Annotated in this window: 18 protein-coding genes; 9 read left to right on the forward strand and 9 right to left on the reverse strand. The window is 47.9% G+C overall.

Annotated features, from left to right (window positions below; translation table 11 throughout):
- Positions 1–150: 150 nt before the first annotated feature.
- Both Q9R46_RS01115 and Q9R46_RS01120 read left to right on the forward strand, forming a co-directional pair.
- Positions 151–720, forward strand: a complete 570-nt coding sequence (locus tag Q9R46_RS01115) for an RNA polymerase sigma factor (protein WP_145333146.1) — start codon at positions 151–153, stop codon at positions 718–720.
- Complete coding sequence (locus Q9R46_RS01120) at positions 701–2,338, forward strand: hypothetical protein (RefSeq protein WP_311278635.1); 1,638 nt, start codon at positions 701–703, stop codon at positions 2,336–2,338. The genes Q9R46_RS01115 and Q9R46_RS01120 overlap by 20 nt, the downstream gene beginning before the upstream one ends.
- Before the next feature lie 81 nt (positions 2,339–2,419).
- Here the strand turns inward: Q9R46_RS01120 and Q9R46_RS01125 are convergent, their stop codons facing one another.
- Positions 2,420–3,481: a LacI family DNA-binding transcriptional regulator gene (locus tag Q9R46_RS01125; protein WP_311278636.1), complete on the reverse strand. Its 1,062-nt coding sequence runs from the start codon at positions 3,479–3,481 to the stop codon at positions 2,420–2,422.
- 271 nt (positions 3,482–3,752) lie between these two features.
- Between Q9R46_RS01125 and Q9R46_RS01130 the strand changes: the two genes are divergently transcribed.
- On the forward strand, positions 3,753–5,072 hold the full coding sequence (locus Q9R46_RS01130; protein WP_311278637.1) for a glycoside hydrolase family 125 protein: 1,320 nt from the start codon (positions 3,753–3,755) through the stop codon (positions 5,070–5,072).
- A 63-nt stretch (positions 5,073–5,135) separates the two neighbouring features.
- On the opposite strand, the gene Q9R46_RS01135 is transcribed toward Q9R46_RS01130, so the two are convergent.
- From Q9R46_RS01135 to Q9R46_RS01145, 3 genes are all read right to left on the reverse strand, one after another.
- Positions 5,136–5,681, reverse strand: a complete 546-nt coding sequence (locus tag Q9R46_RS01135; RefSeq protein WP_311278638.1) for a GNAT family N-acetyltransferase — start codon at positions 5,679–5,681, stop codon at positions 5,136–5,138.
- 70 nt (positions 5,682–5,751) lie between these two features.
- Positions 5,752–6,819: a Gfo/Idh/MocA family protein gene (locus tag Q9R46_RS01140; RefSeq protein ID WP_311278639.1), complete on the reverse strand. Its 1,068-nt coding sequence runs from the start codon at positions 6,817–6,819 to the stop codon at positions 5,752–5,754.
- A gap of 168 nt (positions 6,820–6,987) precedes the next feature.
- Positions 6,988–7,875: a sugar phosphate isomerase/epimerase family protein gene (locus Q9R46_RS01145; RefSeq protein WP_311278640.1), complete on the reverse strand. Its 888-nt coding sequence runs from the start codon at positions 7,873–7,875 to the stop codon at positions 6,988–6,990.
- A gap of 130 nt (positions 7,876–8,005) precedes the next feature.
- Here Q9R46_RS01145 and Q9R46_RS01150 point away from each other — a divergent pair, with 130 nt between their 5' ends.
- Positions 8,006–8,905 carry a helix-turn-helix transcriptional regulator gene (locus Q9R46_RS01150; RefSeq protein ID WP_311278641.1) on the forward strand — a complete coding sequence of 300 codons (900 nt, stop codon included), beginning with the start codon at positions 8,006–8,008 and terminating at the stop codon, positions 8,903–8,905.
- A gap of 280 nt (positions 8,906–9,185) precedes the next feature.
- On the opposite strand, the gene Q9R46_RS01155 is transcribed toward Q9R46_RS01150, so the two are convergent.
- Positions 9,186–9,869 carry a protein kinase family protein gene (locus Q9R46_RS01155; protein WP_311278642.1) on the reverse strand — a complete coding sequence of 228 codons (684 nt, stop codon included), beginning with the start codon at positions 9,867–9,869 and terminating at the stop codon, positions 9,186–9,188.
- A 729-nt stretch (positions 9,870–10,598) separates the two neighbouring features.
- Between Q9R46_RS01155 and Q9R46_RS01160 the strand changes: the two genes are divergently transcribed.
- Complete coding sequence (locus Q9R46_RS01160) at positions 10,599–11,516, forward strand: RecB family exonuclease (protein ID WP_311278643.1); 918 nt, start codon at positions 10,599–10,601, stop codon at positions 11,514–11,516.
- Positions 11,517–11,679: 163 nt separating this feature from the next.
- Here Q9R46_RS01160 and ald read toward each other — a convergent pair whose 3' ends face one another.
- Positions 11,680–12,813: an alanine dehydrogenase gene (gene ald, locus Q9R46_RS01165; protein ID WP_311278644.1), complete on the reverse strand. Its 1,134-nt coding sequence runs from the start codon at positions 12,811–12,813 to the stop codon at positions 11,680–11,682.
- Between the two features lie 189 nt (positions 12,814–13,002).
- Here ald and Q9R46_RS01170 point away from each other — a divergent pair, with 189 nt between their 5' ends.
- Entirely contained in the window at positions 13,003–14,673 is a 1,671-nt protein-coding gene (locus tag Q9R46_RS01170) for a PucR family transcriptional regulator (protein ID WP_311278645.1), read from the forward strand.
- Between the two features lie 55 nt (positions 14,674–14,728).
- On the opposite strand, the gene Q9R46_RS01175 is transcribed toward Q9R46_RS01170, so the two are convergent.
- Entirely contained in the window at positions 14,729–15,016 is a 288-nt protein-coding gene (locus Q9R46_RS01175) for a hypothetical protein (RefSeq protein ID WP_311278646.1), read from the reverse strand.
- A 303-nt stretch (positions 15,017–15,319) separates the two neighbouring features.
- Here Q9R46_RS01175 and Q9R46_RS01180 point away from each other — a divergent pair, with 303 nt between their 5' ends.
- Positions 15,320–17,392 (forward strand): nSTAND1 domain-containing NTPase, encoded by a 2,073-nt coding sequence (locus Q9R46_RS01180; RefSeq protein WP_311278647.1) that lies wholly within the window; start codon positions 15,320–15,322, stop codon positions 17,390–17,392.
- A gap of 577 nt (positions 17,393–17,969) precedes the next feature.
- On the opposite strand, the gene Q9R46_RS01185 is transcribed toward Q9R46_RS01180, so the two are convergent.
- Positions 17,970–19,910 carry a sigma-54 interaction domain-containing protein gene (locus tag Q9R46_RS01185; protein ID WP_311278648.1) on the reverse strand — a complete coding sequence of 647 codons (1,941 nt, stop codon included), beginning with the start codon at positions 19,908–19,910 and terminating at the stop codon, positions 17,970–17,972.
- Between the two features lie 507 nt (positions 19,911–20,417).
- Positions 20,418–21,341: a proline dehydrogenase family protein gene (locus Q9R46_RS01190; protein ID WP_311278649.1), complete on the reverse strand. Its 924-nt coding sequence runs from the start codon at positions 21,339–21,341 to the stop codon at positions 20,418–20,420.
- Positions 21,342–21,554: 213 nt separating this feature from the next.
- Between Q9R46_RS01190 and pruA the strand changes: the two genes are divergently transcribed.
- Positions 21,555–23,102 carry an L-glutamate gamma-semialdehyde dehydrogenase gene (gene pruA, locus Q9R46_RS01195; protein ID WP_311278650.1) on the forward strand — a complete coding sequence of 516 codons (1,548 nt, stop codon included), beginning with the start codon at positions 21,555–21,557 and terminating at the stop codon, positions 23,100–23,102.
- Between the two features lie 122 nt (positions 23,103–23,224).
- Positions 23,225–24,529, forward strand: a complete 1,305-nt coding sequence (gene rpoN, locus Q9R46_RS01200) for an RNA polymerase factor sigma-54 (protein WP_311278651.1) — start codon at positions 23,225–23,227, stop codon at positions 24,527–24,529.
- The last annotated feature ends 139 nt before the right edge of the window (positions 24,530–24,668 follow it).

Raw genomic sequence — 24,668 nt, forward strand, 5'->3', positions numbered from 1 at the left:
CGATATCATTCGTAGATTTGAGTTCACCCGTTCGGCGATGGCCGGAGAGGGTGGATTCTTTTTTTTGACGATAAAGTGAGATATTTAGGGAACAGCTTCCGTCTATATAGTACAGAACCATGCATGGACGCTGTAGAGAAGGGGGATTACATGACACATCTGATACCAGAGGAGGAACTGATTCAGCGCATTATCGATGGGGATAAACAGCTGTTCAGCGTGCTCGTGGATCGATATAAAAATAAAGTCTACGGCATCATACGCGGAATGGGCGCAAGTCACCCGGATGCGCAGGATCTCGCACAGGACACATTTATTCGGATCTATCGATATATGCCGACCCGGAGAGAGGGGAGTAGTTTCTCGGCTTGGGTGTATACCATTGCGGTGAACATCATGAGGGATCATATGCGGAAAAAGAAACCGATGATGACCGCCGATCAGGAGATCGAATCCGTCAGTGAAGACACACCTGAGAAACGGTTGATGCACAAGGAAATGAAGCGGGAAATCCATCGTCATCTTGAACAGTTGCCGGAAACGTACCGGCTTGTACTGCTCTTGAAATACACCAATGAGTTGACCTATGAAGAGATCGCCACAATTACAGATATGAGTGACGCACAAGTGCGTAATGCACTGTATCGAGGGAAGAAAATGCTGAGAAAGCAAATGGAACGTAAAGGAGGTTTATCGACCTATGAAGCCCATTTCAAGTGAGCAGGACAAGACGCTGGATCGCAAGTGGGAAGAGGAGTTGTTCCGCGAGGGGCCAGATGCGGATTTCACATTACAAGTGATGCAGAAGCTGGATCATGTGCCTATGGAGGACTCTTATGCGCAGGTACCATGGGAAACCAAAAAGTCGCATAAGAGGACATGGATTTATCGAACGGGAATCGCCGCAGCGGTTGCGGTACTGATTGCAGGAGGAGCTTGGGCTGCTTGGGATGGGACAAGGGAAAGGCCAGTTCAGCCGCCTGTAAACGCCATAAATATTCCTCCTTTGCCTAATATTCCTGTCCCGGAAGTTCTGAGATATGCCAACTTGTCAGACGACTACAAACGGCTTCAACCGCTTGGACTTGTCGTGAACCCGAACATTGATATCGATGATCAGGGGTACAAACTCAAGATTGCAGATGTGCTTGTAGACGGTTCCCAACTTATACTTATGTTACAGCAAACGGCACCTGATGGCACTGGATTGTATCTTTTGAATTCCAAAGTGGAGGATATCCACATCACGGATGAAAACGGCAAAGACGTTGCTGAGCCTGCGATGGATACACGGCAAGGGAGCGGCTCTCTGAATAAGCTGGTGTTTCAGTTACATCGAGACATTCCTGATGAAATCACTGTTCGTGGAGATTTCGGGCATTTAGATGTAGGAGACGGCTATGGCTATGATGTGAATACCAAAACCTATACGGACAAAAAGGTTTCCGTAGACTGGAGCTTCCAGTTCAAACTGGATATGACCCAAGCCAAAGTGATGTCCAAAGAAACCCCGATGAATGCGTCCTATACAACACCGGAAGGGTTGGAACTGGCTATGACACAATTGGTGCAGACGCCAAATGGAACCCGGCTTGATCTGGAAGTGAATCTGAACGACGAGCTTCGCGCTAAAGCAGGAGAAGATTGGGCAAGGGACATGGATATTTTGTATCATATCGAAATTAAAGACACGGGAGAGTATCGCATTTTCAACGGGGGTAGACCTAATGCACGTCAGGCCAAATTCCGTTATCGTGATTTGGGTCAAGTGAGTGTGGGAGGTCCACTTAAGCTGTCGGAGACATGGGACCCGTCTTTGGTAACACTAAATGCGGACAATATTCGCTTTGTGCTGGACGGTTACACGATACCTGTGAAAGAGGGACAGACGATGGAAGTTGATCTGGATAAGGCTAGTGAGGAATCTAAGTTCTATACGTTTGCCTCATTTAATTCTCTTGGAGATCAGATGGATATACGCAGTTTCAATTATCAGCGTGGACAGTCAGCGAATGACCAAACAAAAGGTGGATCGGAAAATGAAACTTCTCTTGTGCTGGAAGGGAGCGGTTTGTTCCAAAATGAGTTTTATGGTGATCATTGGCTGGCAACAGATTCTACAGGGAAAGAGTATCCCGTTGAGATCATGGGGATTAGAAACCCGGCCAATCTGAATGAACAGTATGTTATCGATGATGTGAAGCTGATTGTTCATGGTTTTAACAAGGACAAGGGGACGAAATTGACGTTAAAACGAACCGTTGTGCATCGTGATTTCCGGGATGTGAATTGGAAAGTAAACCTTGCGAGTGATTCAAGTACACCTTGGGATCAATAAATATCTTCAATTATTAATTATAAAGAAAAGAGCCTTGCACCATTAATAGTGCGAGGCTCTTTTTTTGACGTAGATAAACAATTAAGCCGAATCTCTTGGAATCAAGGTGGTGGATAACATGACCGTCTCTTTCGGCGTACCCGGGCGTTCGATTCGACGCTTCAAAGCCTCGACGGCTCGTTGCCCAAGTTCCTCTTTGCACAAATGTACCGTTGTCAACGGTGGAGATGAGGTGGCAGCGGTGTACACATTGTCAATTCCGATGACCAGACAATCCTGTGGTACCGAGACGCTCATCTGCCCAAGCTTCTGCATCCATTGTAAGGCAATATCGTCATTCGCCCCAATCCACGCATCGGGTCGTTCTTCAGCAGGAAGTCGCTCGATGGTATCAGCGAGCTTGTTCATCCATTCCCCGTTTTCATAGGCTATATTCCAAGCTTGAAAGCCCACTTCTTCCCTTGCCTCGGTATGAAAATGATTCAAAGCGAGCTCAATTCCAATCTTGCGCTGTGCAAAACTTGCGGCACGTCCGTCATCGGTAATCAGACCGATGCGTCTGCATTGCTTCGACAGGAGATATCTGGCCGCAGTAATGCCAGCTTCCAGATTATCATGACTGATCGTATCACAGTTCAGCAAAGGCTCTTGGTGATCGACCAAAATCATGGGGTGGCCTGTCTGTACCAGCGTTTGCAGCACGGTATGCGGAAAAGATCCCATAACGATAATTCCGGCACAACGTGTCCAGTCGAGATGAGGTGCGATGGCTTTTTCAGGTGAAATCTTCTTGCCCGGTAAGTCCAGTGAAGGTGACACAATGACGTGATGCCAGCCTTGCTCGTTACAGCCAGAGATGATGCCTGACAGCACACGCTGCCAATAGTGCGGCTCACCGCGGTTAAGCTGATTCATACATATTAGGGCAAATGGAGGTTCGGCTGCATGAGCCTTATTGGTATTCGCAGTATGACCCGCCGAGCCCGGTGTATTCTGGCGATACCCGAGTGCACGGGCAAGTTCCAGAACACGTGCACGCGTAGATTCGCTGACGCCGGTTTTACCGCTGAGCGCGCGGGACACGGCATATTTGGATAACCCCAGCTGGTCAGCCAGCGTCTGGATCGATACTTTTCGAGACATATGATTACTCCTTTTATGTACAGATGGATAAACCTGATTTTATCAGTAGGTAAATGACTTGTGTCATATGGGTAGCTGATTGAATAGGAAACTGTTTAATTGTGAATTGACGTGCCTGCATGGAACAGGTAAACTTACAGGATAATAACGTTATTATAATTTATAATAACAAAAATAACAATAGTTCGATTGGATGGTTATTCTGTCATTGGAGTGCAGATGTAAACTCTTTAGCTGGGCTAATTTATAAATTAAAAAGGAGAGGACTCCCATGGATCAGTTCAGATTACCTACAATCCCGATGCCTGAGCTAGAATTGCCCCAAGCTGTTGGCGGTGTTTTGGCTGAAGCAGACGAGCGCTTGAAGCACAGACCGAAGCTGCTGACTCAGTTTCGCAATTGTTTTCCGAATACGCTCGAAACGACCACCAAGCTGTTAGATGACGGTACAACCTTTGTGATTACGGGAGATATCCCCGCCATGTGGCTCCGGGATTCGGTGGAGCAAGTGATGCATTATGTTCCGCTGGCGAAGCATGACGCGCAGTTGCAACGGATTATCGGAGGGCTGATTAAACGGCATACGTTCTATGCAGATATAGACATCTATGCGAACGCATTTAACGAAACGGCCAATGGCTGGCACTGGGACGCGAATGATGAGACAGAAATGTCACCTTGGGTATGGGAACGGAAGTTTGAACTGGATTCGTTGTGTTTCTCCATGAAGCTGGCCTATACATACTGGCGTGAGACTGAGCTTACAGACATCTTTGATGAACGTTTTAAAAAGGTTATGGAGCAGATCTTGCACCTGTGGGAAACGGAACAGCGTCATGCAGAGCAATCCCCGTATCGATTCATGCGGCGTAACTGCCCGGCGCACGATACACTTCGTAACGAGGGAATGGGGATGCCAGTAAACTATACGGGCATGATCTGGTCGGGCTTTCGCCCAAGCGACGATGCCTGTGATTTTCACTACAATATTCCGTCCAATATGTTCGCCGCAGTGACGCTGAGCCAGATGGGGGAGATTGCGAAATGGGTGTTCCGTGACGAACAGCTAGTGAGCCGTATGGCGCGCCTGGAGGAGGAAATCCGGCACGGCATTGCCCTGTATGGTACCTATCGTCATCCGGTGTATGGACAGATTTACGCCTATGAAACGGACGGTTATGGCAACGTTTGTCTAATGGATGATGCGGGCACACCGGGACTCATGTCGATCCCTTATATCGGATATGTGTCCGTGGATGATGCGGTGTATCAGAATACACGGCGTTTTATTTTGAGTAAAGAAAATCCGTATTATTATGAAGGCACAGCGGCCAAGGGCATTGGCAGCCCGCACACTCCTCCAGGGTACATCTGGCATATGGCATTATCCATGCAGGGACTGACGGCAGACAATGACGCGGAGATGCTCGCCATGATTGATATGCTGGAGAATACCGACGCGGGAACGGGGTATATGCACGAGGGTTTTCATGCCGATGATCCGCATACGTATACGCGTCCATGGTTCGCATGGTCCAACAGTTTGTTTGCGCAATTGGTGTACAAGGCGATGAAGAAGCGGATTTTGTAGGTGAATACAAACAGCCGTTCCAACGTTGGAACGGCTGTTTTCCTTATACTACTGGAACCTTCGTTACTTGAATAATTTATACCAGTATAAAGTGGTATCGATATTAGGAGTATAGGATTGTTTGAGTGTGTCGGCTCCGCCTAGTATGAAGCCCTGTTTCACATAGAATCGGCATGCACCCAGATTATCGTCTTGTGCTTCGAGGGACATTCCGATAAGATTTTTTCGTTTTGCCCATTCTTCTGCTTTATGGAGGAGCAACGTTCCGACTCCACTGCCCCTATACTCTTGTTTCGTAGCAATGTTTTCAATATAACAGAAGCGATTCCAATCCTTAATGATTCTAATCTGTCCTATACAAACTTGATTCATATACGCTAAAAACAGCATTTTATCTTCCTGGTTGATATATTCGTTCCAATCCAGTTTGTCATCCGGGAAACGCGTTTCTTTCGGTTCATCAAAAAGAACTTCTACATAGGTCCATTGTCCAGATTGTAAACGGGGGATGATTTTACCGAATAACGTAAAGTAATCGTTTGTCGTATGGATATCCTCTATTAAGTCCGCATCTAATGGAGAAATCATAATTTCACTTTCACTATCCAATAAGAATCACTTCCTTTTATGCGCTTGAAAATATTTATTGAAACAACATTAACTCTAATCTTGCTCAAGCTCAGGATGACGGACCTGTTGTTTTCAATAAATCGGCAATCAGCACTTTTTGTCCGGTACGTGCGCTTTCGAGTGAGGCGAGCACCATAGCCATGCTGAACTGGTTGTCACTGCAATCCGTTTCGGGTAGCCGATCTTCTTCAAGTGCAGCGAACATCTCTTCAAGACACCCGTGGTGTCCGGTTTTGTCCATCACAGGCAGTTCGGCTTCGATTCGTTCCGGACGCTGGAGGAAAGACGGTTTGCCATCAGCCTCCAGCGCGAGTGTGTTGACCACTTCAGCATAGATGTCTTCATGACCATCCCAGATGGCGGTTCCTTTTTCACCCGTCACACGCCAGCTTGCTTCCCAGGATGTCGGCACGCCCTCGGCACACCAAGACCCCCGGTAATCGAACACAGACCCGTCGGACATCTCGAAAATACATATCGCCATCGCATTGCCCTTATACCAGGAACCTGGAGGATTGAATTCGTGACAGTACACCGACACCGGATCTGCACCGAGGATATAACGCGCTTGATCAAAGGTATGTATCGCCATATCCAGCAAAAGCGGGCTGTCCATGAGGTCGCGGAAACCGCCAAAGTGTGCCCCGATAAAGAAGTCTGCTCCTGCATATCCCGGCTTCCCAATCGTTCCGCTGGAAATGAGTTGCCGATAGGCACGGATTCGAGGATCGAACCTGCGGTTCTGCATCACCGCTTGAATACGTCCCGTACTGCGGGCGGTTTGCACAATGTCCGTACAGTCCGAGAAGGATTCTGCCAGCGGTTTTTCGCCAAAGACGTGACAACCTGCCTGTAGCGCGGTCATCGCAATATGATAATGGCTGGAAGGGATGGTCACATCAAATACGATGTTGGCATCGACGGCTTCAAGGGCATCATCAATATTAGTAAAGATTGGACAGGATATATTGTGTCGCTTGGCAAAAGATGACGCAGCTTCCTCGTAGAGATCAACGAGTCCCACGATTTCCGTATCTGGTCGCTCTTTGGCATAGTCCGCCCAAGTGTTTGCCATTGCCCCGCAACCTGCGATGATAACCCGATAAGGGTAGGTCATGTGCTCAACTCCCTCATATAGATGCATAGATGTTATTGATCCAAGCTATAAGTTATTGCAGCATATAAATAGTACTTGTGATTGTGACGTGATTTTGTATTTTCTGGGCATATCTGTTACCCGGTCTTCATGCCTTCCATGCCTCTAGGTCTTTATGTCTTTAGATAATTATACCGGGTTCGGCACAAAGCTACCCCCGCGGCAATGTTTTAAATAATTCAACGCATGTACTTGCCCGGTCATCTCAAGTTCGTCCCGGTACACCGGATCATGCCAGCCTTCAATGTCGATGGTGCCCTGGTAACCGTTCTGGCGCAAAATGGTGATGATATCTGCCCAATTGCTGTCTCCAAAGCCGGGGGTGCGATGCCATACAAATTCATGCGGGCCATGTACGCCGTGTTCTTTGACAATATCCCAGGCGATGGTTGCGTCTTTGCCATGGACGTGGAACACTTTCGGAGCCCATTTGCGAAGCTGTGGAATCGGGTCAATCAAGCTGACCATCTGGTGACAGGGTTCCCATTCCAGCCCCACATTTTCATCAGGAACGGCATTAAACATCATTTCCCAAGCGGTGGGGTTGTGAGCGATATTCCAGTCGCCGGTCTGCCACGTTCCACCCATATCGCAATTTTCAAAAGCAATGCGTACACCCCGGTCTGCTGCCCGTCGTGCCAGTTCACCGAACACCTCCTTGAACCGTGGAATCGATTCGTCTATTGGCTGATTGGTCAGACGTCCGGTAAAGCCGGAGACGATATCTGCCCCAAAAAGCTGTGCGTGGTCAATGACTCGCTCCCAGCTTGCCAAGGTGTCAGCATTATCCCCTGTGCCGGTGAGCGGATTACCAAATACACTTACAGCCGAAATGGTGATGCCTTGTTCGTCAACGATGTCGCGGACACGTTTGGCGGTTTCTGCCAGATCAAGATTGCCCGTGCTTTGCCAGAACGTCAGGTTAAAGGATTCGAAGCCGTGTTGCAACATCTGCGGAATGACCCGAACGGCATCATGGCCGCCTACAAGGGTTCCGATACGAATGGATGGATTCATGGTTGTCATTCACTCCAATATTGGCTTATAGTACTTCGTGACACACTCATTATAGCCTTGGATCTATGGGAAGGCTCTAAACAATTTTGTGCTTTATTAGTCGGATTTTGTGGTGAGGGGGAAGAAAGCCATGTTAGACTTGAAAGCGCTTCATGAAGACACGCGAATTGATCATAAATCCCATCCGTTTCAGTTGTTCCAAAATCGCTGTTCTGCGAAAAAAACGGAAGAATGTATATTATATCTGCACTGGCATGAGCACTTTGAATGGATCATTATGCGTAAGGGGAGAGCGGTATTTCATATTGATAGCCGACCTTATGAAGCTGAGGCAGGAGAAATCATCATCATTCCGGGCGGTGCACTGCATGTCGGTTACGCCCTGGATGAGGGAGATGTACATTATGACTCGGTTGTAGTTAATCGTGCCTTGTTTCAGGATTTTGCGAGCGATCCTGTGCATGAGCAGTATGTCGCGCCCTATCTTGAAGGCAGTGTACGGTTCCCGGTCAAACCGGCCGCAGAGAATGCAGCCTGTGCCGGGTATTATTCCTTATTAAATGAAGCTGTGGAAGAGATGGCGACGCAGCCTCCGGCGTACCAGCTTGTGGTGAAGTCTAAACTGCACGCGTTGTTTACGTTGATGGCCCGGACGTTTATGCCGCATCAGTTGCGGGATCGATCGGGTGCAGTGTATTTTCCTAACCGCGAGCGGTTCAAGCAGTTGATTGCACAGATTGAGGCGGATCCTCAGGAGAAATTGTCGGTTGGTGAAGCGGCAAGCCAAGTGGGGTTAAACGTATATCATTTCTGCAAAATGTTCAAAAAGCTGACCGGACGTACGCTCGTAGAATACGTAAACGGATGCAGAATGAGTGAGGCTGAGCGTTTGCTACAGGGCAGCAGTCTCACGGTCACGGAAATTGCCGCCCAGGTGGGATGCGACAATGCGAACTATTTTACAAAATTATTCAAGCAGTACAAAGGCATGACGCCATCGCAGGCACGGGGAATGAAGGGTGAAAAGTGACCGTTGGAAAGATGGTGCAGATCAAGCTGGATGGTGAAGGTGTATAGAGGAAAAGGGTAAAGTTCCCCGGGTTTAATCGATTTTCGGCTCGGTTAAACCCGGGTGGATGGGTGAGGAAAATAAACCTGTGTGCAAACCTTTAAGATGTAACTGCCTATACGGTGTAGATGTCAAAAAAGCATAAACAGAATAACTGATTATACAGTGCTGATGGCGCAAAAAGCATATGTAGCATTAACAGCATATGCATCATAAAGTCGGCTTTCGGGATCTCGCGGTTTTACTTCAGAAATCTGGAGAACAGTCGATTGGCTTTCTTGGAGAGGTCTTCCATTTTGAAATTAGCCTGATCGAGCTGGTTATATGCCCATTTAATCGTTTGTAGCATACGGGGGGATATGGGCGTACCTTTGATGCGTGGATAGATGTTGTGGTAGGCCCACACGAGATGCTCCCAGCGATGATCGTCTCCCTCCTGAATATACTCAGATACGTCCAGCACTTTGCCGCGTCCATTCTGGAGAAGCACATTTTTGAGATGGATGTCGCGCGGATTCAGTCCAAGGCGGCGAACCGCTTCTCGCGCTGCGTCTACATCGAGCATGACCTGCTCGGGGACGGGGATTCCTTTTTCCAAACATTCCAGCAAGGTGTCTCCAGGTTCGTAACTGATAACAAGTATATTTCTGCCGCTGCCGTAATACGTCGGGAAGTATGACAGCCCTTGAAGCTGAGCGTAGACCTGTTTTTCGTTATTTAATTTATCTAGAGCATGATCCGAATACATTTTGAAGGCATACTGCGGCAGCTGGTCATACGTAAATACAGCCGCATCCGTACCGATGCCAATGCAGTTGATTCCTGCTGCCTCGCCGATAATATTGACCAGCTCATTCCGATCGCTTCCGATGACTTGAATTTGTTGTAATGCTGCTTCTGCCTGGAACCAATCCGGCTGCTTCATGGGTGGCGCCTCCTTTTGGATATGCCTGTACATATTTTCAATAGCCTTTCAACGCTCCCGCCAATTCTAACGATCAGGAGAAACCTTATTTCGCCCAAAATAGCCATGTTGAAATTCTAACGATCCGTATAGACGCTATTTTGCGTAATTCGTCCGTGTTATCCCGTTTTCAACTGAAATCCGGCTAAATAGCGTCTCTGGTGATCGTTAGATTTTGAAACTCCGTCAAAATGGGCAAATAAGATCTGTGATGATCGTTAGCGTCGACAGAGAGTTTTCCAACGAAATCTCACCTCAACATTCCAACCCCATGCGTCATAACCTCTTGCCTCGACACGAGATAATCCACGGTATTTAACGTCTCACAGGGGTGGGATGCTCTCACTTATATGAAGATGAGCGGCACTTCCTTCATCCTGATGTAACTATATAAACGATACGTATCGTTCCTCAAACGGTTGCGTGCTCAAGAAAATAACGGAAGCCGGGTTGCGGCATGACGGCCAGGGCTTTATACTGTGAGCAATAAAAGGATCTTCCAGCCCAATGTGATGCGAAGGCGGATATGTAGAGTAAGTTCGGATGTTATGTTACACAGATTAGTCCTCAATACGTCCCTACGGTATGCCCTTAGGTTATGACTCTACAGTACGTCATTACAGTACGTCTCCAATATGGTATGTACCTTTGGCATGAGTAGATCCGATATACAGAAAGGCAGATTATCATATGGCACAATACCCGCAGTGGTCTTATTCGCAGTCGCGGGCGAGTATGTTCGATGAGTGCCTGCGCAAATATTATTATCATTATTATGGTGCCCACAACGGCTGGAAAACAGAATCGGCGGATGAGATGCAGGTACGCTTGTATCGTCTGAAGCAACTGAGTAATCTTTATCTGGTATTTGGTGATCTGGCACACCGGATGTGTGAGTCGGCAGTACGAAGCAGAGAAGAGGGAAAACCGAAGCCACGGGAAGTTTTTTTGGAGAAGACGATACGTGATCTGCTGAACCAGGCATATAAGGAGTCCATGAACCCCGAGCAGTGGCGGCTTAATCCGAAGAATCATACGATGTTGTCCGAAATTTATTATGGCGATGATACCCTGAATGACCGAATCGCAACCATTAAAGAACGCGCAGGAGCCTGTGTAGGCAACTTGTATCAGACGCTGACGTGGGAAGATTTGTCCCGTGCAAGTACAACGATTCTGGAGATTGAGAAATGGGATACGATGATACTGCATGATACGCGTGTGTATGTGAAAATGGACTTGTTATATCGGCGCAACAACGGAAATATTGTCATTGTGGACTGGAAGACGGGCAAGGAGGATGATTTCTCCGATCAGTTAATTTTGTACGCCTCCTATGTCAGAGAGCATTACCGGGTTCCGCTGGAGCAGATTGAGATTCGGGTGGAGTATCTGTTGACTGGCAAACACAAAGAGTTTAAAGCTACCGAAGAGGACATTCGCAAAGTGGAGGAGAACGTAGGGCGTTACATCGAGGAGATGCGCTCCTGTGTGGCAGATGAGTATTACAACCGTCCAAAAGAAATGTCCTACTTCACCCCAATGCCTTCGTACCGGGCGTGCCGTGATTGCAACTTTCGCGAAGTTTGCAGTGAACGAGTGGTTTAATGAACTTGGCTCGTAGCCGGTCCTATAATCCATCCTAGATGTGTATTCTTATATGTCAAAAAGAGAAGCGCAGTGCCCGGAGGAGGAATCCTTCATGGGCACTGCGCTTTGGTGCGTTCCACAGGCTGGATACAGTTGATTCCAGGTGGAACGGTCAGAAGATTTACTGGACAGCGGCGGCATCTTCCAGCGCCTGTCCTGCAGGTACGTAGGCGTGCCCGAGGTCACGGGCAACCGCCTCGTACGTAATATGTCCATTCAGCGCATTCACCGCGCTGCGAATGGACGAACTGCCGCGAATCGCGGTGGCTACACCATGGTTCGCCAGTTGCAGCGCATAAGGCATGGTGGCATTGGTCAGCGCCACCGTGGACGTGCGCGGCACGGCGCCAGGCATGTTCGCTACCGCGTAATGCACAACACCATGTTTCACATAGGTGGGTTCGTCGTGGGTGGTGATATGATCAATGGTCTCGACGATCCCGCCTTGATCAATCGCCACATCCACAATGACCGACCCTGGTGCCATGGTCGTCACAACCTGCTCGCTGACAAGTGTTGGCGCTTTGGCGCCCGGAATCAGCACCGCACAGATCAGCAGGTCCGCCCCGGTGACAGCGGACGCAATATTGGAAGGGCTGGATACCAGCGTCTGGATCTGATTGCCAAAAATATCGTCCAGCTGGCGCAGCCGATTCAGATTCAGATCCAGAATCGTGACATCCGCCCCCAGACCAAGTGCAATTTTGGCCGCGTTGGTACCTACCGTACCGCCGCCAATAATGACAACCTTGCCGCGGCTTACGCCAGGCACGCCGGATAACAGAATGCCTTTGCCGCCTTCTGTTTTCTCCAGAAGCTGCGCACCGATCTGCGCAGCCATCCGACCTGCGACTTCACTCATAGGTGTGAGCAGCGGGAGAGAGCCGCCGACTTCCAAGGTTTCATACGCAAGGGCAGTCACCTGTTTGTCGACCAGTGCTTTGGCGAGAGCCGGCTCTGCGGCGAGGTGCAGGTAGGTGAACAAAATCAGCCCGGGGCGAAAATAACCATATTCACTGGCAAGAGGTTCTTTCACTTTAAGGATGAGCTCTGCATCTTGCCATACCTGAGCGGCTTCTTCAACAATCAGGGCGCCAGCTTTAACATACTCTTGATCCGTAAATCCACTGCCAAGTCCTGCACCTTGTTCGATAAAGACCTGATGCCCGGCTGTCACAAAATCAGCTGTCCCGGCAGGAGTCATCGCTACACGATTTTCATTGTTTTTGATTTCTTTGGGAATCCCGATTCTCATAGCCATGCACCTCGTCCATTTTTTGGTTGTTAGCTTATACTACAAGTTTATGACTCCATGCGTCGTTTTGCACCTTACACAATGTCTAATTTTTAGGATTAACACTCAACAATTCGTCGAAATAGACTGTTCAGGACACATGTCTTTGGATTATAATGTAAGAAAAAATAACACTAAGAGGGATCGACTTTGCGAAATGACCGCGTGTTTACTGTCAGAGATATCCTGCAACGTCCGGTGTTTAGTCAAGCAAGGCTTGCGGCAGGGCGCGAAGGGTTGGAGCGCCAGGTAGGCTGGGTTCATGTGCTGGAAATTACCAATGTGTCGCCTTTTGTAAGCCCACATGATCTTATTTTATCCACGGGTCTATGGCTTCAGTCGGAAGAAGGGCGTGAAGCTTATCTGATGCAGCTGATCAACCGTGATGTAGCTGGATTATGTGTCGAGTTTGGCACCAGCATACATGCGATACCAGAGTCATTGATCGAACTGGCAAACCAGTATCAGTTTCCGCTCATCGTATTTGAACAACCCGTGCGTTTTGTCGAGATTACGCAAGATATCCATTCTCTGCTTATTAACCACCAACACCAGCTATTAAAGAGTCTGGAGACGTATTCCCGTGAGCTTCAGCAACGCACGTTGCAGAGTACGGATATGTCAGCGGTTCTCGACCTGCTACATGCTTATGCGGCAAAACCTGTGGTATACATTTCGTCGATGGAGGCCGGGAGTTTTGTACCAGAACTCGCTCCAGACATGGAGCAGGCCATCTATAGCTGGTACAGCCAGGAAGTGGAAAGGCTAAATCTGAACGACTCCGATACGGAGCTGTGGTTTCATATGGATGAGGAGAGGGCTTTGCTCTGTTATCCGGTGGTTTGTTTTGGCCAAGTATTTTCAGCCATAGGTATGATTGTGCACCCGTCGGCAACGGTAGAATATCTCAAGCTGTTGCTTGATTACACAGCCAAAGCTGCAGCTACGCTTACGCTTCGTTCACAATTTCTTGAAGAGAAGATGGTACGCAACCAGAATGAATTGATTCAGGATTTGATGAATGGCGATATTCAGCAGGAGGAGCAGGCTAGAACAAGAATGGGGCTTCGCTTGCTAGTAAAAGGACAATACTGGTTCGCGGGAGGTCTATTGCAGATTGAACATCGCATGAAGGGAACGGGCCGGGAGCGAATGGAGGCGAATCATCAGGACATTCTCGTATTGCTTCGCTCGCTTCTGAAGAAAAATCATCTCACCAGCCTGATCATGCTGAAAAATAATCAAATCTACCTCTGTTGTGCCAAGGAAGAAACACAAACTGCCTCTGAACAGCCACTGATCCAGATGTTAGAGAGCATCACTCAGGATATGAAACGGTTCGCTCGCTCGAATCTGAAACAAGTCGAAATTCATGCGGGCTTCGGCAAACTTCGAAATCAGCTAACCCTTCTGAAGGAAAGCCTTCAGGAATCGGTCCAGGTTATTGAAGTGGCGAGGTCTGTCAAATGGATGAAACATGTTCACTTTTACGATCGTATGGGTATATATCAAATGTTAAAAGCCATGCCGCTTTCTTTCCTGCAATCCTTTGCGAACGATCATCTGGGTGTGCTTATAGAGCATGATCGAAGCCATCAGTCGCGATTGGTCGAGACATTGGATGCCTATCTGGCGAACTTCGGGTGCAAAAGGGATGCGGCTGCCCAGCTGTTCGTTCATCGGCAGACTCTGTATAACCGACTGGAGAAACTGGAAGAACTGCTGGGACCGGATTATATGCAACAGGGAAAACGGGTGTGCTTGGAGATGGCATTGTTAGCTAATGCCATGATTGAAGGTGGAGATGGACAAACGTCATGACAGTAACGTTTTTGAGATATGGGCTTTGCTTGAATAATAGTTTTTTTTTGCTCGTCTACAGCTTGTTGATCCGTCTTATACCTCGTAAGGCACGAGACCGGCGACGGGACCCTGTATTGGAGAAACGGCTCCGATAGCGTTCGTATGCACGGGTAGAGGGAGCCTGAAGTGGTGAGGTGGGTGTTATAAGGCGATATGGAAATGTCATACGCTCAGACCTTCGTTCCCGTCTGTCTTGTGGATCTGCAATAGTTAAACCGGCAAGGTTTAACCATGCCTGAAGCTTGCTGGAATGAATGCCGAGTTGTCCGCTCAAATGAGAAATGTCGAGATGTTTTTTCACACAAATCCGCCTTTCCATAATTATCGGGCTGGAGTAGGATACGAAAGGAAAGCATGAAACCAAGTCGGTAAAATCGTGTGTACAGGCTTACTCAGGGTGATTGGCGGAGTGTTGCGTTTTGTGATATCCATAAACGGCATGATTCGATTGATGTAGAAGAGGCCACAGATTTGCCTTTTTCTATAAATTGGCTTTTATCAAGATTCTAACATTTCGGAAGCGATTGCGCGTCTCAATATAGTCTCATTTTTATATAAAAGTAAGCTACAGTAAAAGTACCAGTATCTAGTACGGAGGATATATATGGGAAACGGAAGTGGATCTCAAAAGCAGAAAGTTGTCAGGGACGAAAAGCGTTTCGTTGGTCGAGCCAGAGAGCTGATGATCCTAGAGCAGTGGTTTGAAAATGATGAAGCGCCTATGACTATATTTTCGGTTACGGGTATGGGTGGTATTGGGAAGTCTTCGTTACTTTCAGAAATGCTGTCCATCGCTAGAGAGCAGGAAGCAACCGCTATATGGATGGATGGACGGGCATGTGGCACAACGCCCTCCGTGTTTATGGATTATTTTAGTTCAACACTGGGACTGGAACTTGGACTGTTGAATAGCCAAAACGCCCATCTGCTATCGTTGTTGAAAAGCATGCCCAGAGAGAAACGGCTCGTTATTGCGGTAGATAATTACGAGGAACTTGCATTGCTCGAGAGCTGGTTTATGGAAGTTTTCATAGCGAAACTTCATCTAAGTGGGATACTCGTTATACTTGCCTCTCGTTCAGAGCTTTCAGCAGCATGGCGAACGCATCCCCGGCTGTATCAGCATCTGGTTCCATTGCAGCTGCAACATTTTACTGCGGACGAGATTACGGAGTATATTGTAACGGCTGCTTCGTTAAAGCCGAATATGGCTGGTATTATCACGAGAATGACGGACGGACATCCGCTTGGACTTGCTCTTGCGGTGGAGGCGGCTGATCAGGAGCGAAATCTTACTCATGCCGAGTGGGCTGAACTGTCCCATATGATCAGTGCCCGGCTGTTGCTTGAACTCACCACGCCACGTCTGCATCCGATGGTGGAGGTGTTAACCTTGCTGGAGACAGCAAACCAGGAACTCTTATCCACGGTGCTGAATGTACCCGTTAAACAGGAAGAATATCACATGTTGAGACGAATGTCTTTCATTCGCTCCGCGCCGGACGGGCTGGCCTTGCACGATATGGCCCGGGTGCATTTGATGCGGGATTTCCGGCAACGTGAGCCGCATCGTATGCAGTCCATGCGGATTCGGATTGCGGAGCTGCTGAAACCACTCCATGAACAGGCATGTGCACTTGGGAAGCGTCAAATTGCGAGAAAGATGCTGTTACTCTGTCAGGAATCTATGCTCCAGTTTCGCAAGTATGCTGATGTCTCGCGCGACTCTTTGTTTACGCCGCTTGAACCAATGAAGCAAGCTGACCTACCTTCTCTTCACAAGCTGCTTGAGCAATGGTGTGAATACAGCGTTGAGCCCTGGCAAGCCGTGAACTATGGCCCCTTCCTGGATGAACTGGCTCTCCGATATCCGGAAGGCATCGTAATAAAGCGCGACATGAAAGGCGAAACGATTGCGATGTTTATCACCGTGCTGGTGCACCGAGAGATCAGTGATTTACTTTTAAAATATTTCCCGAATGAGATGAAAGAATGCTTTACGCCGGAGGAATTACAGAATGATCCGGATGAGAGTGATACACACTTCGCATTACTGGCTGCGGCGAGAGATGATGTGCCTGGATATACACGCGAGGAACTTGTGGGATATATGACACTGGATCGCTTGTCGCTCCTGGGAGATGGAGCGAGAGCGATTCTTGTTGCGACCAATCCTCATCTGAAGCTGTTTCTGCGGAGTATCGGCTTTCAGATGCGGAGAACGTCCACGCGTGCGTGTGATCGATATGAAGATCAGGCGGATGTGCTGGAACTCGATCTGCGTAGCGGACAATTCGGTGCATGGGTGATGTCCCTTTTGCATCCCGACCTCCCGGCTAATGCAATACAGCCCCGGACAGCGGGAACCAATAGCAAGGTTTGGTCTGAACAAGAAGTGCGTAAAATGCTCGGGCACCTTCGCTCACCGGGAGAGTTACAAGAGTATGCAGACAGAATTACAGGTGTGAGGGATGGCATTCAGTTACAATTATACGTTCTGGATCTGCTGGAAGGCAGAATACATGGGGTGTCTCCTCAGGATCAGAAGCTGTTACATGCGGCTTACTGGACCCATGCTGGCAATCCGACTGCCGCTGCGCAGATGTGTTCGATGAGTAGGGCTACCTTTTACCGTCATATTAGAACTGCATTGATTCGTTTAGCGAGAATATTGTAAAGTGTGAAGGTGAATTCGGAAAAACTGATCTGATAGATTACAAAAATCTAATAGAATAGCAGACCTTGTTTCGAAATCAAACTCAAACCCAAACCCAAACTCAAACCCACAGTTAAACGGCAATTATCCGTAACTGCGGGTTTTTCTAGCACATGATTTATAGGTGACCCCACCACACAAATTCTAACGATCAGGAGAAACCTTATTTCATTCCAGATAGCCATGTTGAAATTCTAACGATCCGTAGGGACGCTATTTTGCATAGTTCGTCTGTTTTATCCTGTTTTCAGCTGAAATCCAGCTAAATAGCGTCACTGGTGATCGTTAGATTTTAAACCCCCGTCTAAATGGGCAAATAAGGTCTGTGGTGATCGTTAGAGCCGCCAGAGAGCAGGATTGCTATTTACGCCTTCGATGATTCGCTTCCTCTAATGTTAGCGTCAAATACTCGGTATTCTATTGCCGCAACGGCAATGGGGGAGAATACTTTTTCCTTGTTTTAGCCGTGCATTATGTTCAAATGTGAAAGCAAGCGGTAATCACCGCGAGGATTATAGGTTACACGAAAGCTATAGGTCTATATACCAAGCCGATTCATACGGTTGTAGAGGGTAGCTCTGGAGATGCCAAGTTGCTTGGCTAATGTTCGTTTGTTGCCGCCTGCGGCCTCTAAATATTGAAGCAAAAGCCGAGCCTCGTACGCATCCATCTGTTGCTGATAAGTGGAGCCCGAACTTTGGCGAGGGAGTGTAACGCTTGGGTTAGTCCCCTCCCGAGTAACCGTTGCAGGATGATCAGGTCTGTGACTCTCTTGTTGAGAGTCTGCCGCATGTGGGTCATGGGCTACTTCTCTTGCTGGAAACTTGAGGTTATCTGCCGCCTGTTCCGACTCCGACGGTACGTTTACTTTCGCTGATGTCAGCGAATCAGGCAAGTATTCCGGCTTGATCTCACCATCCATCGTTAGAATGGTCAGACGTTCAATCACGTTGCGCAGTTCGCGGACATTACCCGGCCAATCGTACTCAAACAAATGTTTGAACACTTCTGGAGGAATCACTTCAATATGACGATTATAGAGCAATGAGAACTCTTGCAGGAAAGTCTGGGTGAGCTCATAGATATCTTCTTTGCGTAGCCGGAGCGGCGGAATAATCAGATTGATGACATTCAATCGATAGTAGAGATCCTCCCGGAATTGATTACGCGTAATCATGGCTGGAAGATCTTGATTGGTTGCAGCAATGATTCTGCAGTTAGCTTGTTTGGTACGGGTGCCCCCAACCGGAAAATAACTTCGTTCCTGCAACACACGAAGCAGCTTGACTTGCAGTTCAGAAGGCATCTCTCCAATCTCATCCAGAAAAAGAGTGCCGCCCTCCGCCAGCTCAATTTTCCCCTTTTTCCCTTTAGGGTCTGCCCCGGAGAAAGCGCCTTTCTCGTAGCCAAACAACTCGCTTTCAAACAATGAAGCTGGTATGGCTCCGCAGTTAATCGCGATAAAAGGAGCGCTCTCTGGTTCACGAAGATCATGGATGGCTTTGGCGAAGAGCTCCTTGCCTGTGCCACTTTCCCCCATAATGAGCACCGTAGCAGGGGTGGTGCTGATTTTGCGAATGGTCTCCAGACATTGCCGGATAATGGGACTGCTGCCTTTAATACGGGCAAAAGGATCGGTCTCGGGACGAAGCCGTGCAACGGCTTTTTCCAAATGCTGAATTTTGGAGGACATATGCAATAATTCCTGATGTAGACGAATTTCAGTTGTGATGTCGACCTCCGCAGCCACTGCACCAACAATGCGACCATCCAGCCTGACAGGGCGGGCATTGATTAGAGCGAACAGATCAGATCTGGGTTGATGCTGTTTGCGGTAGACCGTTTCACCCGTATATAACGTTTTGAGAGATTGAAGTCTTTCGGGTGGGAAAAAGTTGGCAGCAGGCTGACCGATGATATCGGTTTTGCGAATAGAAAATATATTCTCCGCACCGGATGTCCAGTACGCCACTTTGGCTTCTTCATCTATTAAAGATAGTGCGGAGCCGGCAGTCTCAAGCGTGGTTTCCAGATAGGCTTCCATCAGTCGGTAGGCTTGATGAAGTGAATTCATGACATCGGATGCCGTAATATAGCCGGTCCATTCGTCACGATCATTTTTGATGATGAGAACAGAACTTCTGGCAAACAAAGGAATCAATTGTGCCAGTTCCATAGTATGTGCGATCAAAGGCACAGGGACAAAGAACGATGGGGGAACTGGAAAAGGGTCGGGTTCTGTTGATTTAGCAGAAGATGTGGAAGGCAGACCTTTCTCATCAGGCAAGTTTGGTTGATCCAGAAAGGAACAATGGAGATAAGCGCTTCCTGTACCAGAACGTACAAAAGCAGGTCGAGCTACGTTGATATCTGAATCCATATACGGGCGTGGAAGAAGCTGTTCCTGAACGGAGGATTCATCGTAAATGTGCATGTCGGTTCGTGTCAGTTCTTTCAGAGTAGGTAGTAAATGTCTCATCAGGATCACCTCGATTACAACATACGGATTAAAGTGATTGGAATGAGTACTATTATATCGCTACAGGATAGTTGTGTATATATTTTTTGACATGAATTGTTCGCTTGTTTTATTTTAATAACGCTCACCAAATTTGTTTTTTATGTAAACGCTCTCTTATGGTGAAAATATGAAATGTGTTGATTTAACTACAGATTTTAACTTATTTCAGGTTTTTTATTTTATTCTTGTGTCAATTTATATAACGCTCATTTTCTTGTAAAACTGTATAAATATAAGAAAATGTGTAAGGAGAGAGACCGATGTGAGGGTAAGATACAAGATTATTAGTGTATAATTTGTCTAAAATTTTGGACATTAAATTTTGTGTATTCTTATTTTTTAGACATATACTCTGTTGAGCGTGAACGTTGAAATTGGTGGTGCCGTAATAAAGGGAAAAGGAAAAACCATGCACTCCAGAATGGCTGGGTTGCATGGTATGACAGGCTATCTCTTACATAGAAACTAGCGAAACATGTTCTTCACAACCATCCAGAGATTCGCAGGTTTCTCTGCCAGACGGCGGGTATAGTACGGATACCACATCGTGCCATAGGGGACATAACAACGAATACGATAACCCTCTTGTGCCAGACGCTCCTGTTCACTCATGCGAAGACCATATAACATCTGGAATTCAAAGGCCTCAGGGGAGATATCCCGATCCTTCGCGTATTGTTTCGTCCAGTTAATGATGTGATCATCATGGGAGGCCACAGCGGTATAAACACCCTGATCCAGATGATGACGAATCATCGTTTTGAACTGATGAATGACCTCGGACGTATTTTGATATGCGACACTTGCAGGTTCTTTATACGCTCCTTTGACCAAACGCAGCCTAATACCTTCCCGAATCATATCGCGGGTATCTTCTTCCGTTCGATGCAGATAAGCCTGCAATACGGTACCTGAGTTATCCAGCCCTTCCGAATGCAGTCTACGCACGATATCAATGGTTGCTTGGGTGAACGGACTGTCCTCCATATCAATCCGAACGAACAGTTCATGCTCCTTCGCCCGGGCGGCAACCGCGCGAATATTCCGGTACCCTTCTTCAGGGTCAAGTGCCAGCCCCATCTGGGTTGGTTTCAGTGAAACATTGGAGTTCACACCGCTATGCGCTATACCTTCAACTAATTTCACGTATTCATCTCTGTAAAGTGCCGCCTCGCGCAGATGGGTGATGCCCTCTCCCAGATGATCCAGTGTTGCCATAATGCCTTTGCTATTTAAAATGCGAATTTCCTCCAGCGCCTCTTCCAGCGTATTACCGGCTATGAACTTGCCAGCCAGCTTTTTGCCGTATTTGAGAGACAGGTTCTCTACAGCTTTATTGCCAGCTACGGTTAACAACGTTTTGCGGTATAGTTCCGTTCCGACACTCATCGTGGTTCCTCCCTAAACATTCATCATTTTGTATTTACATATCTAGCAAAAATCGTGCCAAAATCTGCTGAATGCGATTGCTGATGTCCTAATTATTTTTGTGAGAATTTTATTTCCGTGAATCAAAAAAAATTCATTCTCAAGCGGAGTTGGCACGCTTCTTGCTTCATATATTTGAATGAGACGACCCACATCCTGAAGGAGGAATCATTGATGAATATCCCTTTTGTTAACGAACCATTTACAGCTTTTTCGGTGCAAGCGAACCGGGAAGCCTTTGAGGAAGCGCTCCATAAGGTGAAATCCGAACTGGGACAGGAATATCCGATGATTATCGGTGGGCAAAAAATAACCGGCAACCGCACGTTAACCTCCGTTAATCCGGCAGCTAAGGATCAGGTGATTGGAACGATTCATCAAGCGGATCAGGAGCTGGCCGAGAAGGCCATGCAAACGGCTGCGGAAACGTTCCATACCTGGAAACATACGGACCCGAATGAACGGGCCCGTTATCTCTACAAAGCGGCAGCAATCATGCGCCGCCGCAAGCATGAGTTCTCCGCCTGGATGGTCTATGAGGCGGGCAAAACCTGGCCTGAAGCAGATGCAGATACTGCTGAAGCGATTGATTTTATGGAGTTTTACGCAAGGGAAATGCAGCGTCTCAGTGAACCGCAGCCGCTTGTACGGATTGCTGGTGAAGATAATGAACTGACTTACATTCCGCTTGGTGTTGGCGTGGTGATTCCGCCGTGGAATTTCCCGCTCGCGATTATGGCAGGCATGACCTCGGCTGCTTTAGTATCGGGCAACACGGTGGTGCTAAAACCGGCAAGCACTACACCGGTGATCGCTGCCAAGTTCGTGGAACTGCTGGAAGAAGTGGGTCTGCCAGATGGGGTAGTCAACTTCTTGCCAGGGCCAGGCAGTGAGGTGGGTGATTATCTCGTCGATCATGCACAGACACGTTTTATCAGTTTCACAGGTTCCCGCGATGTCGGTCTGCGAATCAATGAACGTGCTGCACGCACCGCTCCCGGTCAGAAATGGATCAAACGTGTAATCGCCGAGATGGGCGGGAAGGATTCCATTGTGGTTGACAGTGACAGTGATCTGGAACTGGCCGCAGAGTCGATTACAGCTTCGGCTTTTGGTTTCTCGGGACAAAAATGTTCGGCGTGCTCCCGTGCCATTATCCATAAGGATGTATATGATGAAGTATTACAAAAGGTGCTGGAGCGTACGAAGAAGCTGACGATGGGCAGCCCGCTTGAAGTGGGAAATGACATGGGTCCTGTTATTGACGATAAGGCGTATGCTAAGATCACCGAATATATCGAGATTGGCAAAGGGGAAGGACGTCTGGTTCATGGCGGGAAGACAGGTGATTCCGCAGGTTATTTCATCGAACCAACCATTATTGCGGACGTAGATCCGCAGGCTAGAATTGCGCAGGAAGAGATTTTTGGTCCGGTGCTGGCCTTCATCAAAGCCGATTCGTTCCAGGATGCGCTGGAGATTGCCAACAATACAGATTATGGCCTGACAGGTGCGGTGATCTCGCGCAATCGGGCACATCTGGAGCAGGCGAGACGGGAGTATTTCGCAGGTAATCTGTATTTCAACCGCAAGTGTACGGGGGCTTTGGTGGGGACACATCCATTTGGTGGATTTAATATGTCGGGTACAGATTCCAAAGCAGGAGGCAGGGATTATCTGTTGCTGTTTACCCAAGCGAAGCTGGTGTCTGAAAAATATTAAATGACTTTTGACAATGAATGTATGTATTGACATGCTGACAAGGGTTGGATTGTATGGTATTATGCCTGCAAATCCCAGTGTTACAATGAATAATGTCCAGCTTGACTTAAGGAGGGCATCGGATGTTAGGTGTTCAGTTGGTGCAGGAGCAACGCTTCCGGCTGTCCATCACGCCGGAAATGAAGCAGTCCTTTCATTTGCTGACCTTGTCCGGTCAGGAACTGATTCGTTATTTGCAGGATGCCGCAGCGGATAATCCGCTACTTGAACTGGAAGAGCAGTCCGTTTATTCTTTTAAGCCATCAAGACGAAACAATCAGCAGGTGTATCCTTCCTATGACCCTCTGCTTCAGGCCAAAGGAACAGCGCCTACGCTGGAACAAATCCTTGCTTCGCAAATTCGCACGATGAAAATTCCGCATAGGCTGGAGAAAGTGGCGGTCTATTTGGCTGGGTGTGTGAATGCTGATGGTTACTTGAAGGTTGAGCTATCTGAGGTACAGGTTGAACTCGGATTGTCCGTGAGCGAACTGAAGGCAGGAATTGATTTACTGCAGTCCCTGGACCCTCCGGGTGTAGGGGCGCGAAATCTGCAAGAGTGTTTGCTGTTGCAGATTCAGCGTGACCCAGCAGCGGTTCCTTATGCCGAGCGTATCGTTCGGGCAGGGCTGGAGGCCTTGGTTCCTTTTCATCCCGGACGGACAGCAGGCAAACATAGTATAAATTCGCGGGAAGCACAAGCAGCGTACGAGTATATTACTCGTCTGGACCCCAAGCCTTGTCGGTCGATAGGCTGTAATGAACGTGCGCATTATATCGTCCCCGATGCTACCGTGGATATGGTTCATGGGGAAATGGTGCTCAAGCTGCTTGTAACAGGCAATCCGCGGGTATCCTTAAACGAAGCTTGCAACAACTGGATACAGGAGTCGTCTCCCGGCGAAATCTGGGTGACTCGGGCAGCGGAGGCGAGAGCCATTATGCGCAGTGTGCAGCAACGACGCAGGACATTGTTACGTGTACTGATGGCTATCATGGAAGAGCAAAAGCGCTTTTTAAGTGAGGGTCCCGATGCACTTGCGCCGCTTAATCTGGTAGCGATTGCTGAGAAGGTACAGATGCATGAATCAACAGTTAGCCGGGCCGTGAACGGAAAATATATACACACTCCTTATGGGGTTTACGAGGTTAAGGCTTTTTTCGATTCCGGTATTACGACTGTTTCTGGAGAACAGACGTCTGCATCGGCTGTCAAACGGCGGCTGAAGGAAATCATTCGAACCGAGCAACTAAACAAACCTTACTCAGACAGTCAATTATCAGCTCTCCTTGAAGGCGAGGGAATCATCATTTCCCGAAGAACCGTTGCGAAATACAGGGAGGAGCTTCGAATTCTGTCATCCCTGGAACGAAAACGCTGGGCATGAAGTTTACACGTCTTCTCATGTAAAATCCGAACGATTCTTTATGATCTGAAATTTATCCTATGAAATTATACTTCAAATAGCCCTGTTACCCGTTGATAAACGGATAACAGGGCTTCTTTAGAATTTTCAATCCGAATCC

Origin of the sequence: Paenibacillus sp. RRE4, from assembly GCF_031844205.1 — a bacterium.
Taxonomy (GTDB): Bacteria; Bacillota; Bacilli; order Paenibacillales; family Paenibacillaceae; genus Paenibacillus; species Paenibacillus xylanexedens_B.